We start from the raw sequence: 15,814 nt of genomic DNA, 5'->3' as shown, positions 1-15,814 counted from the left end.
GGTCGCGGAGCCGGCGCAACGGCAGGCACCGCAGCGACCGGGCGCGCACCCGGCGCGGCACCGCCGTGCAGCTGGTCCAGCAGGGCTTCAAACTCGTCTTCGTCGATCAGTCCGTCGTCGGCCTTCTTCGCGGTGGGCACGGCGGTGGGCGCAGCGCCACCGTGCAGTTGGTCGAGCAGCGCCTCGAACTCGTCGTCGGTGATCAGGTCGCTGGCCGGTGCCGCAGCCGCGATGGGTGCGGCGGCGACCGGGGCGGGCGCGCCGCCGTTGACGTCGAACTGGGCAATCAGTGCGGGCGGTGCATAGCCCGGTTCTTCACCGGCGGAGACCGAATCCAGCATCGACTGCAGATAGTCCAGCGACTGCTGGGCGGCATCGAAGTGATGCGCCTGCAGCACGGCCTGGCCGGAACGGGCCATGCCCAGGGTTTCCTCGGCGGCGTGGCACAGCTCCACCATGGCCTGGATGCCGAGGAAGCCGGCACCGCCCTTGAGGGTGTGGAAGCCGCGGAACACCGCGTTGAGCTGGTCGGCGTCCTGCGGGGCCTGTTCCAGCGTGACCAGCTGTTCGCCGAGGCGATCCAGGATCTCCTGGGCCTCGAGGATGAAGTCAGCGGCGATATCGTCTGGAACAGCACTCATGGTCTTAAAGCCCTAGATCGGAAAGCAGGTCATCGGCGTCGACCTGCGACACCGCATGGCGGTCCAGCCCGTTGACGGCGGGGCCGGCCAGGCCGTTGTCCTGCTTCTTGCGGTCGTCTTCGTTCGGCGGCGGCAGGCCCAGCGCACCAAAGCCCTCGTGCACGCGGCGCACGATTCCCACCACGCGGCGGATGATCTGACCGGTGAGGTCCTGGTAGCTCTGGGTCAGCGCGATTTCGGTCAGGTTGTGGCGGATGCGGTCGAGCTGCTGGTCCTGCTCCGGGTTCAAGCCCTCGGCGCGCAGCTGCTCGGTAAGCGCACGGCATTCCTCGGCGAGATCCAGGGTGCGGTGGGTCGCCTGTTCGGTCATCGCCACCACGTGGTCCAGGCGTGCGCAGGCGTCATCGAGCTCACCGGCTTCGGTGGGCACGGTGGGCAGTTCGCCCAGCGCCTGGCCAAGCTCGCGTGCCAGGCGGTTCAGGCCGGCCATCATCGGCTGGGTGCGCAGCGCGGCCAGCGCGTCGATTTCCCGACGCCAGCCCGCTTCGTCACCGCTTTCCAGCGCGGCCAACGCATCCTGCAGGCGCTGCACCAGCGCCGACTTGTCGCTGAGGGTTTCCATCAGGCGCTCGCTGCCAGTCGTTCGAAGATCTTGTCCAGCTTCTCGGACAGCGTGACCGCGGTAAACGGCTTGATGATGTAGCCGTTGACGCCGTTCTGGGCCGCTTCGATGATCTGCTCGCGCTTGGCCTCGGCGGTCACCATCAGCACCGGCAGGGTCTTGAGCTTGGCATCGGCGCGGATCGCCTTGAGCAGGTCGATGCCGGTCATCACCGGCATGTTCCAGTCGGTGACCACGAAATCGAACGGCTGGCTGTTCAGCAGCGCCAGCGCGGCATGCCCGTCCTCGGCTTCGGCCGTATTGGTGAAGCCCAGATCGCCCAGCAGGTTCTTGACGATACGACGCATGGTCGAGAAGTCGTCGACGATCAGGATACGCATGTTCTTGTTCAAAGCACTTTCCTCGGTATCAAGTGTTCTCGAGGCCGGCGTCGGCCGCCTCGAAGATCTTCAGTCGGCCACGCAGGCGCAGCACCGCCTGGCCGTGGATCTGGCAGACGCGTGACTCGCTGACCCCGAGCACCGCGCCGATTTCCTTCAGGTTCAATTCCTGTTCGTAGTACAGCGACAGCACCAGCTGCTCGCGTTCGGGGAGCAGCCCGATGGCGGCACCCAGCTCGCGGCCGAACTCGCCGCGCTCCAGCACCTGCTGCGGGGTCGGGCCACCCTGGGCCACGGTGTCGAGCTCGCCCTGGTCTTCGATGCGCGATTCCAGGCTGAGGACCTGGCCGCGTGCAGCGTCTTCCATCAGGCGCAGGTATTCGTTCAGCGGCATGTCCATTGCGGCGGCCACCTCGGTGGCGCTGGCCGCACGGCCGGTGCTCTGCTCCAGCTTGCGGATCGCCGAGGCGGCGTCGCGGGCGCGGCGATGCACCGAGCGCGGCACCCAGTCACCGCGGCGGATCTCGTCGATCATCGAGCCGCGGATGCGGATCGAAGCGTAGGTCTCGAACGAGGCCCCCTGGTCGGCGTCATAGCTGCGCGAGGCTTCGATCAGCCCCATCATGCCGGCCTGGATCAGGTCGTCGATCTCGACGCTGGCCGGCAGGCGCGCGGCCAGGTGGTGGGCAATGCGTCGCACCAGGTCCGAATGCTGGGCAATGCACTCGGTGGCAGCGGCGCGCTGCACCTCTTTGTACTGCGCAGCGCCTTTCATGCGGCCACCCCACGCTGTTTAAGGATGCGTTCCAGGAAGAACTCGACGCCGCCACGAGGTTCGGTCGGAGCCTGCCAGCGTGCGGTGCGGCGCGCGATTTCCGTGATTGCCTGTGCCGCCGGGCTGGACGGGTAGGCCTTCACCACCGGCTGCTGGCGCTGGACCGACAGGCGCAGCCAGTCGTCCTGCGGCACGCAGCCCAGGTAGTTCAACGAGACGTCCGCCAGGAACTTGTCGCAGACGCGGCTCAGCTTTTCGTACAGCACGCGGCCTTCGTTCGGGTCGCGCGCCATGTTGGCCACCACCTGCACACGGTCCACGCCGCGCTCGCGCGAGAGCACCTTGATCAGCGCGTAGGCATCGGTGATGGAGGCCGGTTCGTCGCAGACGACCACCACGGTGTCCTGCGCGGCCTGGCAGAAGGTCAGCACGCCGTCGGTGATGCCGGCGGCGGTGTCGACGATCATGAAGTCCAGCTCGCGCTCCAGTTCGGAGAACACGTTGACCAGGCCAACGTGCTCGGCCGGCTGCAGTTCGGCCATGTGGCGGCGACCGGACGCGGCCGGCACCACCAGCACGCCACCGGGGCCTTCCATGATCACTTCATCCAGCGTGCAACGCCCGGCGACCAGGTCGGCCAGGGTCAGCTTGGGCTGCAGGCCGAGGATGACGTCGATGTTGGCCAGGCCGAGGTCGGCATCGAGCAGCAGCGTGCGTTTGCCCATGCTTGCGAGCGCCACGGCCAGGTTGGCCGAAACGTTGGTCTTGCCCACGCCGCCCTTGCCGCCAGTGACGGCAATGGTGCGGACCGGGCCCAGCGGCTGGCTGCGGGTGGCCGACAGCGGGAAGTTCTGGGTCAGCTTGGCGTACTCACGCGACGGCATGGTTCAACTCCGGGTTGCAGGGCATATCGGCCGCGCGGCGCAAATCTTCAAGGCGAAGTACAAGATTGGCGGCGGTGGCCCGGTGCAGGTCTTCAGGAACGTCCTGGCCGTCGGTCACCCAGGTGATGGGCAGGCGGTGGTCGACGGCCACCGAAAGGGCGGTGCCGAAGCGACCGGTCTCGTCCAGCTTGCTCAGCACCACGCCCTGCGGGTTGGCGGCGCTGAAGCGACGGACCACTTCGTCCATGTCGCCGAAGCTGGTATTGGCCGGCAGCACCAGCAGGGTGCGGATCTGGCTGGCGGCGCGAAGCCACTGCAGCTGGGCGGCCAGGGCGCGGTCGCGCGGGCCCAGGCCGGCGGTGTCGATCAACACCAGCTTGTAGTCTTTCAGGCGCTCCAGCAGCTGGGTCAGGTCGCTGCCGCTGTTGGCCTCGTGCACGGCGATCCCGAGCTGGCGGCCGAAACCATACAGCTGCTCGCGCGCGCCGATGCGGCCGGTGTCGGTGGTCACCAGCGCGACGTCACGCGGTGCGTGAGCTTCGGCGAAGCGCGAGGCCAGCTTGGCGATGGTGGTCGTCTTGCCAGCCCCGGTGGGGCCGACCAGGGCGATCACGCCGCCAGCCTCCAGGGGATCGATCGGCGCGATCGGCAGCTTGCGCGAGAGCAGGCCCAGCATCAGGCCGCGACCCCGATGGGCCTCGGTATCCAGCGGGATCTGCAGGGCCACGTCGCGGCTGATGCCTGCGTCGAAGCCGTACTCGTCCATCAGATCCAGCGCGGCCGCGCGCACCGGTGAGCCGCGCAGGCGCTCGTCGGTGAAGCGGGTCATTTCGCGTTCGATGACCTGGCGCATGCCGGCCACTTCGTGACGCAGCTGGCGCAGCTCTTCGTCGTCGCGCGGAACCAGGTTCAGTGCGGGTGTCGGGGTCGGGGTCAGGGTCGGGGTCGCGACCACGGTCGGGGCGGGGGCCGGCGCTTCCATGGCCTCGACCGCGGCGGCCAGGGCGACCGGCGGTGCGCTGAGCGCGGCGGGAACGGAAAGGACCAGCGCGACGGCAAGGGCAAGCGGCTTCATGCGGAACTCCGGGTGTTGGGTGATTGCGAACGTACCCATTGGGACGGGTTACGGCAATCGGCCGGAGGTCATGGGGGCGTTCGGGCGCGTCGTTGCGGACCGGGCGCGCCGATCATGTAGTGCCGGGCCATGCCCGGCAACGCGCGGTCCCTCCCGCGCGCAATCAATCCAACGGTTGCGGCGGTGCCGGCAGACAATGGTTCTGCTCGCGGCACTCCTGCAGCGCACACTCCTTGGCCGCTTCGGCGTCATCCAACGCGGTCAGATCAATCGCTTCGGACGTCCCGGTCAGCACATACATCCGCGGGTAGTCCCAGCGTCCCTCTTCCCGACGCGCCTCCAGAAACAGCTGCCCGCTGCCTTTGGAGCCCTTCAGGTCCACCACGAACTCGCTGTAACCGGTGCCGTCGGCGCTGCGCTGCATGTTGCCGGTGGGCAGGTAGCCGTCCTGGATCGGCTCGCCGAGCACGTGTCTCAACTCGATGCTGCAGCGCGCGCGGCGCATCGCCTCCTGGTACGGCTCACTGCCCCGGCTCCAGTGCGACCACTGCGCCAGTGCCAGCCACACCACCCCCAACAGCGCGGCGATGCAGGCCAGCACGGCCAGCGGCATCGCCCAGCGCCAGTGGCGGCTCCACCAGCCGGTGGCGTGGGCATGAGGCAGCGCAGGGGGTGGGGTCATCGGCGTCCTCCTTGAGCCAGGTGCGTGAATTACGGCGTCAGGCAGCGGCCCAGGAAGTCCTCGGCCAGACGATAACGGTGCAAGGCGTTGCTGCCGGACAAGCCGTGCTTGGCACCCGGGTAGGTCATCAGCTCGAACGGCTGCCCGCGCTTCTGCAGCGCGCTCATCAGCTCGGTGGAGTTGGTGAACAGCACGTTGTCGTCGGCCATGCCGTGGATCAGCAGCAGGCGCGAGCGCAGGCCATCGGCATGCGCCAGTACGCGTGCTTCTTCATAGCCCTTCGGGTTGTTGGCCGGCAGGTCCATGTAGCGTTCGGTGTAGTGCGTGTCGTACAGCCCCCAGTCGGTCACCGGCGCACCGGCCACGCCACAGGCGTACTGATCGGACGCCTTGGCCAGCAGCATCAGGGTCATGTAACCGCCGTTGGACCAGCCCTGCACGCCAATGCGCGCCGGGTCCACCCACGGCTGCTGCTTCAGCCATTCCACGCCCTTGAGCTGGTCGGCCACTTCCACCGTGCCCTGCACGCCATACAACGCGCCACCAAAATCACGACCACGGCGCGGGGTGCCACGGTTGTCCAGCGAGAACACCACGTAGCCGCGCTGCGCCAGGTACTGGTTGAACAGGTGGTCGCCGCGGCCGGGCCAGCTGTTGGTGACGGTCTGGCTGGCCGGGCCGCCATACACGTACACCGCCACCGGGTAGCGCTTGGCCGGGTCGAAGCCGGCCGGCTTGATCAGGCTGTAGTTGAGTTCGGTGCGGCCATCGGCGGCGGTCAGCGTGCCGAATTCGACCGGACGCTGTGCTTCCAGATAGCGCGCGTACGGGTGCTGCGGGTCGGCCAGATTGTTTTCCACCAGCGTGGCGATCTTCTCGCCATTGGCGCGGTGCAGGGAGATCTGCGGCGGCGTGGTCGTGTTGGACCAGCTGTCCACATACACGCTGGCATTGCGGGCGAAGCTGGCGCTGTGCATGCCATCGGCCTGCGACAGGCGCTTGATCGCGCCGCCGGCCAGCGGTACCGAGTAAATCTGGCTTTCGCGGGCCGAATTCACCCCGGCGCGGAAGTACACGGTGCCGGCGTTCTCATCCACCGCCAGCAGCTCGTCCACCGGCCAGTTGCCCGCGGTCAACGCAGTGACGGTCTTGCCATCGGCGGTTACGCGATACAGGTGCTGGAAGCCGGTGCGCTCGGACGACCACACGAACCCACCGTCCTTCAGGAAGTGCAGGCTGTTGTGCAGTGGCACCCAGGTCTTGGAGGTTTCGGTGGCCAGGGTCTGCTGCTTGCCGCTGGTCAGATCGGTCTGGATCAGCTCCAGCTTCTTCTGGTCACGCGACTGGCGCTGGAAGGTCAGCTGCTGCGGGCTGCGCCAGTCCACGCGGGCCAGGTAGATGTCCGGATTGCTTCCCAGGTCCACCCAGCGCGCGGTGGCGGCGGCCTTCGGCGCGATCACGCCCAGCTTCACGGTGACGTTGTGGTCGCCGGCGGCCGGGTAGCGCTGCTCGATCATCTCCACGCGGTCGGCGTACATCTCATGGCGCTTCTGCACCGGCACCGGCGACTCGTCGATGCGGGCGAAGGCAATGGCCGAATCGTCCGGAGCCCACCAGTAACCGGTGTGGCGGTCCATTTCCTCGTCGGCCACGAATTCCGCCACGCCGTTGCCGATGGTGTCGCTGCCGTCGGTGGTGAGCTGGATCTGCTTGCCGCTGGCCAGGTCGATCACCCACAGGTTGCGGGCACGCACGAAGCTGACGAAGCCGCCCTTGGGCGACAGCTTGGCGTCGGTAGCGAAGCCTTCGCCGTGGGTAAGCTGGCGCACAGCCGCCTTGCCCTGCTTGGACAGGTCGTACAGATACAGCTCGCCGCCCAGCGGGAAGAGCAGCGTGTGGGCGTCCGGCGACCACTGGTAATCGACGATGCCGGTCATGGCCGCGATGCGCTGCCGCTCGCGGCGGGCCTTCTCGGCGTCGCTCAGGGTTTCCTCGCCCGGCAGCACCACCTTCGAATCGACCAGCATGCGGGTCTGGCCGCTGGCGATGTCGTAGGTCCACAGGTCCAGCTGGTTGCGGTCGGCCTCCTTGCCACGCAGGAAGCTCACCTGCGAGCCATCCGGAGCCACCTTCGGCTTCATCAGGGTCGGGCCGGACAGCGGCAGCGGGCCGGTAATGGCCTCAAGCGTGAGTTTTTCGGCGTGGGCGATCGAGGTGGAGGCAATCATCAGGGCAAGGCTGGCAACAAGGTGGCGCATGGAGGGTTCCGGCGACGTCAGACCCCAATCGTACCGCACGTCGAAATCCACGCCGAAATCCCGGTAGCGCCGGCCGTTGGCCGGCCCACGCAATGCCGAGGCCGGCCAACGGCCGGCGCTACCAAGAATGACCTCCCGCCAAACCCCGCTGGTGGGCGACGCAACTTGTTGAATGGCGGACCGACGGCGCACCTCGCATGCTGCGGGCATGCATCCATCAAGGCCGTCATCCGCCAACCCGTCGCCCGGATACCACTGGTCCATCTTCAGGATGCTGGAAGACGGCTGCATCAACGAGTTGGGAATACTGGAAGCGTTGACCGGCGACACGTTCCGCTTCCGTTCCCACGGGCACCACCCCAGTCTGCAACGACGCCCCGACGAGGACCTTGACGGCTTCCCCGGCCTACCCTGGTACCTCGACGACCTCCGCCCCGAAGGATTCCTCGGCCGCGCCTACGCCGTCAACAACACCCTCGGCCTACCGGGGGATCCCTCGATCTGGACGTCGGCCCATCTGCTGAGGGCGCTGGGGGAGGGGAGTGCGATCACCGCCGGCGATCTTCTGATTGGCACTCACGCGGTTGAGATAGCCACTGCTGCGCTCACCTGTCCGCCCGATCAAGTCGAGGCAAGCTGTCGTGACCGGCAGTACCCGGTCAAGGCCAACGCCGTAACGCGCGGGCAATGCCCCAATCTTGCCCCAGGCGGCGAAAGGCCCAAGTTCACAGCCACCGTCTACGGGCCGGACGGCCGCTACGCCGCCCTGGTCAAGTTCGCCGGCTATGACACGGAGGAGCAGCAACGCTGGGCGGACCTGCTGGTCTGCGAGCATCTGGCGCTGGAGGTTCTGCGCGAGGCCGGCGTATCCGCAGCGGAATCGTCGCTCATCCAGACCGACAGCCACACCTTCCTGGAGGTGAAGCGGTTTGACCGTTCGCCGGACACCCTCGGACGGCGCGGCTTCGTGTCGTTGTTGGCCCTGTCCTCCGCATTTGTCGGTGACAACGCCGGCTGGGACGAGGCGGGCGAGCAGTTGTTGGCGCTGCGATGGATCAGCCAGGACACCGCCATCGCCATGGCGCGGCTGCATGCCTTCGGTCGGCTGATCGGGAACACCGACATGCATCAGGGCAACATCGGCTTCCACCTGGTCGACCACGGCCCGCTACCGCTAGCCCCGACCTACGACATGCTGCCCATGTCGCTGGCCCCTTCGCGTACCGGTGTGCTGCGAGCGACAACCCCGATCGCCCAAGTTGCGCCGCAGCGCTCCGGACAACTTGCTCACCTGCAATGGGCGGCACCGTTGGCCGTGGGATTCTGGGGGCGGGTTGCCGGGTCTGGACTTATGAGGTCTAGGGTACTGGCGGACGTGGCCGGCGAGAACGCGGAACGGGTCCGAGAAATGGGACGACGCTTCGGCTGACGCACCGCTTGGCGTTAGATTCAGTGGCGGCGGTGGGCCTGTCTCCACTACACTTTCACGCTGCAAGGGCCTATAGCTCAACGGTTAGAGCAGAGGACTCATAATCCTTTGGTTCCAGGTTCGAATCCTGGTGGGCCCACCAATGAAAGCAATGGTTTACGGCATGAAAAAGGCACCGGTACTCGGTGCCTTTTCTGTTTGGTGCCTACTTGGAGCTTACATTCCGCACGGTGCCTACGCGCGCCGCTGAGACTCCCATTCCTCCCGCGCCACCAAGGATTCGGGCAGGTTCCAACGTTGGTGGACCCACCATCAGCGGAGGGTGTCAGAAATTCTGTGTGCAGGGTCTAACATGACCCCGCACAGGAGTTCCCATGACAAAAAAGAAGAAGCCCACCCCGAAAACCGTTGCGCTGGACCTGCCTGAAGAGGTTCTTCAGCAGCTTGTTCCGGGGCCACTCACGCCAGAGGCTGCCCAGGACCTGTTCCTGAGCTTCAAGAAGGCCGTCATTGAGCGTGCGATGGGGGCGGAGCTTGGCATGCATCTGCAGAGCGAAACGGGTGCCTCCCAAGCCGATGGCCGACGCAATCACCGCAATGGCCATACCGGCAAGACCGTTCTGACGGATGCCGGCCCGGTGCAGATTGAGACGCCACGTGACCGGGCTGGTTCTTTCGAGCCGGTTCTGATTGGCAAGCACGAGCGCCGCTTCACCGGTTTCGATGACAAGATCGTGGCCATGTACGCGCGCGGCATGACGGTGCGGGAGATCCAAGCCTACTTGGCTGAGATGTACGGCACGGAGGTATCGCCGGACTTCATCAGCAAGGTCACCGACGAGGCGATGTCGGAGGTGACAGCGTGGCAGTCTCGCCCGCTTGAGAGCATGTATCCAGTCGTATTCTTTGACGCTCTTCGGGTCAAGATCCGCGAAGAAGGAGTTGTACGCAATAAGGCGGTGTACCTCGCCCTGGGCGTCCTGGCCGATGGCACTCGCGACATCCTCGGCTTGTGGATCGAGAACACGGAGGGTGCCAAGTTCTGGATGAAGGTGTTCAACGATCTGCGCACGCGCGGGACGAACGACATCCTCATTGCCGTCACGGACGGCCTGAAGGGCCTGCCTGAGGCATTGGAAACCGTTTTCCCGGCCACCACGCTGCAGACCTGCATCGTGCACCTGATCCGCAACAGCCTGGACTACGCCAGCTGGAAGGACCGCAAGGGCCTGGCCGCCGCGCTCAAGCCAATCTATCAGGCCGTCAACGAGGCCACCGCCAGTGCCGCCCTGGACACTTTTGAGGCCGGGCCATGGGGTGCCAAGTTCCCCACCGTTACCGCCAGTTGGCGACGCAACTGGAGCCGGATCATCCCGTTCTTCGCTTTCCCGCCAGAGATACGGCGGGTCATCTATACCACCAACGCCATCGAAAGCATCAACGCGAGGCTGCGCAAGATCATCAAGACACGTGGGCACTTTCCAAACGATGAGGCTGCCAGCAAGCTGATCTGGTTGGCTCTACGTAACATCACGGCCGACTGGAGCCGATCCACTCGTGAGTGGAAAGGTGCCATGAATCAATTCGCTGTAGTGTACGAAGACCGTTTCACGTCGGCCCGGCAGTAATACCCATCAGCTGCCCTGCATACAGAAAATCTGACACTCCCTTAAATTCGAGCCGCCTCGAATGAGCATCACACTTGCATCTGTCGAGTTCGAGTAGGGCAACTCAGCGAGCTAAGTCTCAGCAGTTCAGGCGTGCGAATCACTTGTTTCCTTGCGTGTACTCCTGACCGATGCCTTCGGAGGGACAAGGTCAATTTGAACCCTGTAGCCCAAGGCGGTCGCTGCCCGACTTAAGGTATCAAGCGTCAGCCCTGTGTCCGTTTCATCCAGCACGCGATCTAACTGCGATCGACTGGTCTGCATGCGCTTGGCGAGGGCCGACTTGCTGACCTTGGCGGCCTTCATTGCTTCGGCAACCTGCCAAGCAATAACGCGTTTGACGGCGACAGCAGCAGACGCTTCAAGAAGCCCCTCCGAATCCAGGAACTCGTCAAAGCTCGAGCCGATATGCTTGTTCTTGCTCATTTGATCACCTCATCTCTACGCTTTTTTGCCAGGTCAAGGTCGGCCTTCGGTGTCTTCTGGGACTTCTTTACGAATCCGTGCAGCAGCACCATGTCCCGCAACTCGGTGGTGAACAGGATCCGTGCAGTTCCCTCAGGAATTGAGCTTCGTACTTCCCAGAGCCGGTCATCCATCTTTCGCACCAGTGGCATACCCAAGGGCCAGCCAAGCTGGACGGTTTTGACATCACCGCCGATTGCTCGACGAGCGTCGACGGAGACCTCTTCCATGAGCCATCGTCTTACCGGTTCGTCTGCCGAGGCGGACCGGTAGAACCGGACGTCCAAGACTGCCTTCATGGGTCGACTATACGCATACATTGTCGGGATGTGTACATAAATAAGTACACATGTGATTTGGCGTAGTCGGCGCGGCTTCTAGTATGGCCGTACGAAGGATCAAGTTGTATGGACTAAATGTGACCGAAAGTCCTGTGTATGCGCGCAAAGTAGCCCCTGTCGCAACACCACCCAACAGGAGCTACCCCATGAACACCCTCACCCGCACTGTCGCCATCGCCGCACTCGCCCTCTCCATCCAGGCCGGCCTCGCCGCCAGCGCCGCCGAGCCCGCCGCTCGCACCACCCCCGCCGCCATCAGCCAAACCGCCAGCACCATCACCACCGCAGACGGCGTGCAGCTGTACTACAAGGACTGGGGCCCGAAGAACGGCCCGGTGGTGACCTTCAGCCACGGCTGGCCGCTGAACTCGGACAGCTGGGAATCGCAGATGATGTTCCTGGCCGACCACGGCTATCGCGTCATCGCGCACGACCGCCGCGGCCATGGTCGTTCCAGCCAGCCGTGGGACGGCAATGACATGGACCACTACGCCGACGACCTGGCGACGGTGATCAACACGCTGGATCTGCATGACGTGACCCTGGTGGGCTTCTCCACCGGCGGCGGTGAAGTTGCACGCTACATCGGCCGCCATGGCACCGGGCGGGTGAAGAAGGCGGTGCTGATCAGCGCCGTGCCGCCGCTGATGCTCAAGACCGCCGACAATCCGGGCGGCGTGCCGATTGCCGTGTTCGATGGCCTGCGCAAGGGCCAGCTGGAGAACCGCGCGCAGCTGTATCGCGATATCGCGTCGGGTCCGTTCTACGGCTTCAACCGCCCGGGCGCGAAGGTGTCCCAGCCGCTGGTCGACGCATGGTGGGTGCAGGGCATGCAGGCGGGTGCCAAGAACACCTACGACTCGATTGCCGCGTTCTCGGCCACTGACTTCCGTGGCGACCTGAAGAAGTTCAACGTGCCCACGCTGGTCATCCATGGCGACGACGACCAGATCGTGCCGATCGACGTGGCCGGTCGCATGTCCGCCAAGCTGATCCCGGGGGCGAAGCTGCTGGTCTATCCGGGTGCGCCGCACGGCCTGACCGACACCCACAAGGACCGGGTCAACGCCGACCTGCTGGCCTTCCTGCAGCAGAAGTAAGCGGCACTGGCAGAGCAGGCGGGCACACGTTGCCCGCCTGTTCTATTGCGTCCGCCCGTTTGCTGCGCTGCACCCGCAAGCTGATTTAAATCGATCTAAGATCGTTGAAATCAACCGGCACGAGGGCAGAGCGCATGCGGAAGGGTGGCATTCGAGTACTGGCAATGGCGGCAGCCATTTCAATAAGCGCATTCGCTGCGCAGGCGGTCCAAGCGGCCAAACCGGCGATGTCCGGCAACCCGATCCTTCCCGGCTGGTACGCCGACCCGGAAGCAGCCGTGTTCGGCGACACCTACTGGATCTACCCGACCACCTCCAAGCCCTACGCCGAGCAGCGCTACTTCGACGCCTTCTCCTCGAAGGATCTGGTCAACTGGACCAAGCACCCCGGCGTGCTGAAGATCGAAGCCATCACCTGGGCGAAGGAAGCCCTGTGGGCACCCTCGGTGGTGGAGAACAACGGCAGGTACTACTTCTTCTTCTCTGCCAACGACATCAAGAGCGACAACGAGGTCGGCGGCATCGGCGTGGCCGTGGCCGACAAGCCGGAAGGCCCGTACCGCGACCTGCTCGGTAAACCACTGATCGGCACCTTCCACAACGGAGCCCAGCCGATTGACCAGACCCTGTTCCAGGACGACGACGGTACCTGGTACATGATCTACGGCGGCTGGAAGCACGCCAACATCGTCAAGCTCAAGGGTGACTTCACCGGCATTGAACCGCTGCCCGACGGCACCCTCTACAAGGAAGTCACCCCGGCTCCCGAATATGTGGAAGGCTCGCTGATGTTCAAGCGCGATGGCCGTTACTACTATATGTGGAGCGAGGGCGGCTGGGGCGAGCCGGACTACTCGGTGGCCTACGCCATTGCCGAGTCCCCGCTGGGCCCGTTCAAGCGCATCGGCAAGGTGCTGCAGTCCGACCCGGAAGTGGCCACCAGTGCGGGACACCATTCGCTGATCCGCACCCCGGACGACCAGTGGTACATCGTCTACCACCGCCGCCCGCTGGGTGAGACCAGCCGGCACCATCGGGCCACGGCCATCGACCGTATGTACTTCGATGAAAAGGGGCGCATCGTCCCTATCCAGATCACGGCGGACGGGGTGCCCGCGCACCGGCTGAAAGGTGACTGAGTCTGAACAGTTCAGTCTTGGCGGAACGGCGTGGGCAGGAGGTGACTGTGTGATGATTCCCTCTACCTGAATTCATTTATGCTCGGTCGCTCTGGACCCCGTCACTGGCGGGGTCGGCTCCCTTTTTCTTCAGGAACCACGCCATGGCGGCTTTGCAGCAGCGCACCATTGATCTCATCCGTACCCATCAGGATCAGGTGGTCACCCAGTGGACCGAGAATCTCAACGCGGGCGGCCAGGACGCGCGCATCTCCGCGCGCGAGCAGGACGCCCAGCTGCGAGAGTTCTGGCGCCTGTTCCTGGAGACGCTGTCCGCCTCCAGCGTCGCCGGCATTGGCAGCACTGAATGGGCCGAAACGCGCAGCTTCCTTGAACAGCTCTCGCGCGACCGCGTGCTGAAGGGCTTCAGCTCCTCGGAAACCGCCAGCTTCCTGTTCTCGCTCAAGCGCCCGCTGTTCGAACTGCTGCAGCAGGGCCTGGCCGATGATCCCAAGCTGCTGGGCAACCAGCTGTGGGCGATCACCGAAGTGATCGATACGCTCGGTCTGCACAGCGTCAAGGTCTACCAGAAGACCCGCGAGGACGTGATCCAGCGCCAGCAGGAGGAAATGCTGGAACTGTCCACCCCGGTGGTGAAGCTGTGGGAAGGTGTGCTGGCGCTGCCGATGATCGGCACGCTGGATTCGCAGCGCACCCAGGTGGTGATGGAATCGTTGCTGCAGCGCATTGTCGATACCGGTTCGGAAATCGCCATCATCGACATCACCGGCGTGCCCACCGTGGACACCCTGGTCGCCCAGCACCTGCTCAAGACCGTGACCGCGATCCGCCTGATGGGGGCCGATGCCATCATCAGCGGCGTGCGCCCGCAGATCGCGCAGACCATCGTGCACCTGGGGCTGGACCTGCAGGGCATCGTCACCAAGGCCAACCTGGCCGACGCGCTGGCGCTCGCGCTCAAGCGCACCGGCCAGGTGGTGACCCAGGCGGCGCGCTGACATGGAGCGCATTCCGATTCTTCAGATGGGTGACCTGCTGCTGGTCACCATCCAGGTCGACATGCACGACCAACTCGCGCTGACCCTGCAGGACGACCTGAGCGAGCGCATCCAGCGCACGTCCGCACGAGGTGTGCTGATCGACATTTCCGCGCTGGACATCGTCGACTCCTTCATCGGCCGCATGATCTCCACCATCGCGACCATGGGGCGGCTGATGGACGCCACCACGGTGGTGGTGGGCATGCAGCCGGCGGTCGCCATCACCCTGGTAGAACTTGGCCTCACCCTTGACGGCGTGCGTACCGCGCTCAACGTCGAGCGTGGCATGCATCTGCTGCGCCAGAACGCTGGCGAAGAGGCCCCATGACCGCACTCAGTGGATCCCTGCCGATCCGCGTGGAACAGGACGTCGTGCTGGCCCGCCAGACCGTGCGCCAGGTCGCCGTGGCCTGCAAGCTGAGTCTGATCAATCAGACCAAGCTGGTCACCGCAGCCAGTGAGCTGGCCCGCAACGCCGTCATCTATGGCGGTGGCGGCGACATGACCTGGGAAGTGGTCGACAGCGGAATGCGACGCGGGCTGAAGCTGGTCTTCAGTGACAATGGTCCCGGCATTCCCGATGTGGCCCAGGCCCTGACCGACGGCTGGTCGTCGGGCACCGGCATGGGGCTGGGTCTGTCCGGCTCGCGCCGACTGGTGGATGAATTCGAGCTGGAGAGCGCGCCGGGCAAAGGCACGCGGGTCACCCTCATCAAATGGATCTGAATTTCTCCGGCCACGTAACCCGGGTCGTGGCCGTGGAAGAAGCCTCGCAGGTGGGGCAGGCGAGGCGCGAAGCGCTCGCACTGGCGCACCATATCGGCTTTGACGAAATCGACGCGGGCCGCGTCGCGCTGGCCGCCACCGAAATGGCCACCAACGTGATCAAGCATGGTCGCGGTGGGCGCATGCACCTCTCCATTGCCTGCGGTCGAGGTGGCTTCGGCGTGGAGCTGTGTGCGCTGGACAACGGGCCCGGCTTTTCGCTGGCGCAGGCGATGCCGGACGGCTACTCCACCGGCGGCACCCAAGGCCTGGGCATGGGTGCGATCCAGCGCCAGGCTGCGGTGCTGGATGTCTGGGCGGACGCGAAGGGCGCGGTGATGGTTGCGCGCGTGTATGCCAGCCGCGCGGCGCGCGACGTGGACGTGGCCTACGGTGCGTTGCGCCTGGCGCTGCATCACGAGCCGGTCTGTGGCGATGCCTGGCACCTGCACGCTGACCCCAGCCGGGTGACCCTTACCCTGATCGATGGCCTCGGGCATGGGCTGCCCGCATCCGATGCGGCCCAGGCCGGCACTGCTGCCGCCGCGCAG

At 65.3% G+C, this 15,814-nt stretch carries 17 protein-coding genes, 1 tRNA gene and 1 pseudogene; 9 read left to right on the top strand and 10 right to left on the bottom strand.

Annotation, left to right across the window (positions count from 1 at the left end; all coding sequences use genetic code 11):
- The 8 genes and pseudogenes from EGJ34_RS15475 to EGJ34_RS15440 form a co-directional block, all read right to left on the bottom strand.
- Positions 1-641: Hpt domain-containing protein (locus EGJ34_RS15475; protein WP_185750199.1), on the bottom strand; the 641-nt coding region annotated here is incomplete at its 3' end.
- A gap of 4 nt (positions 642-645) precedes the next feature.
- Positions 646-1,263 (bottom strand): protein phosphatase CheZ, encoded by a 618-nt coding sequence (locus EGJ34_RS15470; RefSeq protein ID WP_125361380.1) that lies wholly within the window; start codon positions 1,261-1,263, stop codon positions 646-648.
- On the bottom strand, positions 1,263-1,655 hold the full coding sequence (cheY, locus tag EGJ34_RS15465; protein WP_185750198.1) for a chemotaxis response regulator CheY: 393 nt from the start codon (positions 1,653-1,655) through the stop codon (positions 1,263-1,265). The genes EGJ34_RS15470 and cheY overlap by 1 nt, the downstream gene beginning before the upstream one ends.
- Positions 1,656-1,671: 16 nt before the next feature.
- Positions 1,672-2,418 (bottom strand): RNA polymerase sigma factor FliA, encoded by a 747-nt coding sequence (locus EGJ34_RS15460; RefSeq protein ID WP_125361376.1) that lies wholly within the window; start codon positions 2,416-2,418, stop codon positions 1,672-1,674.
- On the bottom strand, positions 2,415-3,302 hold the full coding sequence (locus EGJ34_RS15455) for a MinD/ParA family protein (RefSeq protein ID WP_125361374.1): 888 nt from the start codon (positions 3,300-3,302) through the stop codon (positions 2,415-2,417). Before EGJ34_RS15455 ends, EGJ34_RS15460 begins: the two co-directional genes overlap by 4 nt.
- Positions 3,289-4,203, bottom strand: a pseudogene (locus tag EGJ34_RS15450) (AAA family ATPase); the annotation flags it as partial. The pseudogene EGJ34_RS15450 and the gene EGJ34_RS15455, both read right to left, overlap by 14 nt.
- Positions 4,204-4,540: 337 nt before the next feature.
- On the bottom strand, positions 4,541-5,059 hold the full coding sequence (locus EGJ34_RS15445; protein ID WP_125361372.1) for a cytochrome c oxidase assembly factor Coa1 family protein: 519 nt from the start codon (positions 5,057-5,059) through the stop codon (positions 4,541-4,543).
- Positions 5,060-5,088: 29 nt separating this feature from the next.
- Positions 5,089-7,317: a S9 family peptidase gene (locus tag EGJ34_RS15440; RefSeq protein ID WP_125361370.1), complete on the bottom strand. Its 2,229-nt coding sequence runs from the start codon at positions 7,315-7,317 to the stop codon at positions 5,089-5,091.
- A gap of 271 nt (positions 7,318-7,588) precedes the next feature.
- On the opposite strand from EGJ34_RS15440, the gene EGJ34_RS15435 reads away from it, so the two are divergent.
- From EGJ34_RS15435 to EGJ34_RS15425, 3 genes are all read left to right on the top strand, one after another.
- Complete coding sequence (locus tag EGJ34_RS15435; protein ID WP_260477020.1) at positions 7,589-8,746, top strand: HipA domain-containing protein; 1,158 nt, start codon at positions 7,589-7,591, stop codon at positions 8,744-8,746.
- Between the two features lie 66 nt (positions 8,747-8,812).
- Positions 8,813-8,888: transfer RNA gene (locus tag EGJ34_RS15430), tRNA-Ile, on the top strand.
- 232 nt (positions 8,889-9,120) lie between these two features.
- The gene (locus EGJ34_RS15425; RefSeq protein ID WP_125361366.1) at positions 9,121-10,374 is read left to right on the top strand and encodes an IS256 family transposase; all 1,254 of its coding nucleotides are present in this window, start codon (positions 9,121-9,123) and stop codon (positions 10,372-10,374) included.
- A gap of 126 nt (positions 10,375-10,500) precedes the next feature.
- Here the strand turns inward: EGJ34_RS15425 and EGJ34_RS15420 are convergent, their stop codons facing one another.
- A complete protein-coding gene (locus EGJ34_RS15420) occupies positions 10,501-10,839 on the bottom strand; it encodes a helix-turn-helix transcriptional regulator (RefSeq protein ID WP_125361364.1) in 339 nt (112 codons plus the stop codon).
- A complete protein-coding gene (locus EGJ34_RS15415) occupies positions 10,836-11,108 on the bottom strand; it encodes a type II toxin-antitoxin system RelE/ParE family toxin (RefSeq protein WP_260477019.1) in 273 nt (90 codons plus the stop codon). The genes EGJ34_RS15420 and EGJ34_RS15415 overlap by 4 nt, the downstream gene beginning before the upstream one ends.
- Positions 11,109-11,365: 257 nt before the next feature.
- Here EGJ34_RS15415 and EGJ34_RS15410 point away from each other — a divergent pair, with 257 nt between their 5' ends.
- The 6 genes from EGJ34_RS15410 to EGJ34_RS15385 all read left to right on the top strand — a co-directional run.
- Entirely contained in the window at positions 11,366-12,319 is a 954-nt protein-coding gene (locus EGJ34_RS15410) for an alpha/beta hydrolase (RefSeq protein ID WP_125361360.1), read from the top strand.
- 164 nt (positions 12,320-12,483) lie between these two features.
- Positions 12,484-13,458 (top strand): glycoside hydrolase family 43 protein, encoded by a 975-nt coding sequence (locus tag EGJ34_RS15405; protein WP_185750197.1) that lies wholly within the window; start codon positions 12,484-12,486, stop codon positions 13,456-13,458.
- 143 nt (positions 13,459-13,601) lie between these two features.
- Complete coding sequence (locus tag EGJ34_RS15400; protein WP_125361358.1) at positions 13,602-14,456, top strand: STAS domain-containing protein; 855 nt, start codon at positions 13,602-13,604, stop codon at positions 14,454-14,456.
- 1 nt (position 14,457) lies between these two features.
- The gene (locus EGJ34_RS15395) at positions 14,458-14,826 is read left to right on the top strand and encodes an STAS domain-containing protein (protein ID WP_125361356.1); all 369 of its coding nucleotides are present in this window, start codon (positions 14,458-14,460) and stop codon (positions 14,824-14,826) included.
- On the top strand, positions 14,823-15,224 hold the full coding sequence (locus tag EGJ34_RS15390; RefSeq protein ID WP_125361354.1) for an anti-sigma regulatory factor: 402 nt from the start codon (positions 14,823-14,825) through the stop codon (positions 15,222-15,224). Before EGJ34_RS15395 ends, EGJ34_RS15390 begins: the two co-directional genes overlap by 4 nt.
- The coding region (locus EGJ34_RS15385) for an ATP-binding protein (RefSeq protein WP_148100510.1) at positions 15,215-15,814 on the top strand (600 nt) is incomplete at its 3' end. The genes EGJ34_RS15390 and EGJ34_RS15385, both read left to right, overlap by 10 nt.

The sequence above is a fragment of the Stenotrophomonas sp. 278 genome, from assembly GCF_003935715.1.
Taxonomy (GTDB): domain Bacteria; phylum Pseudomonadota; class Gammaproteobacteria; order Xanthomonadales; family Xanthomonadaceae; genus Stenotrophomonas; species Stenotrophomonas maltophilia_AH.
This window is presented reverse-complemented; position numbering and strand designations above follow the sequence as displayed.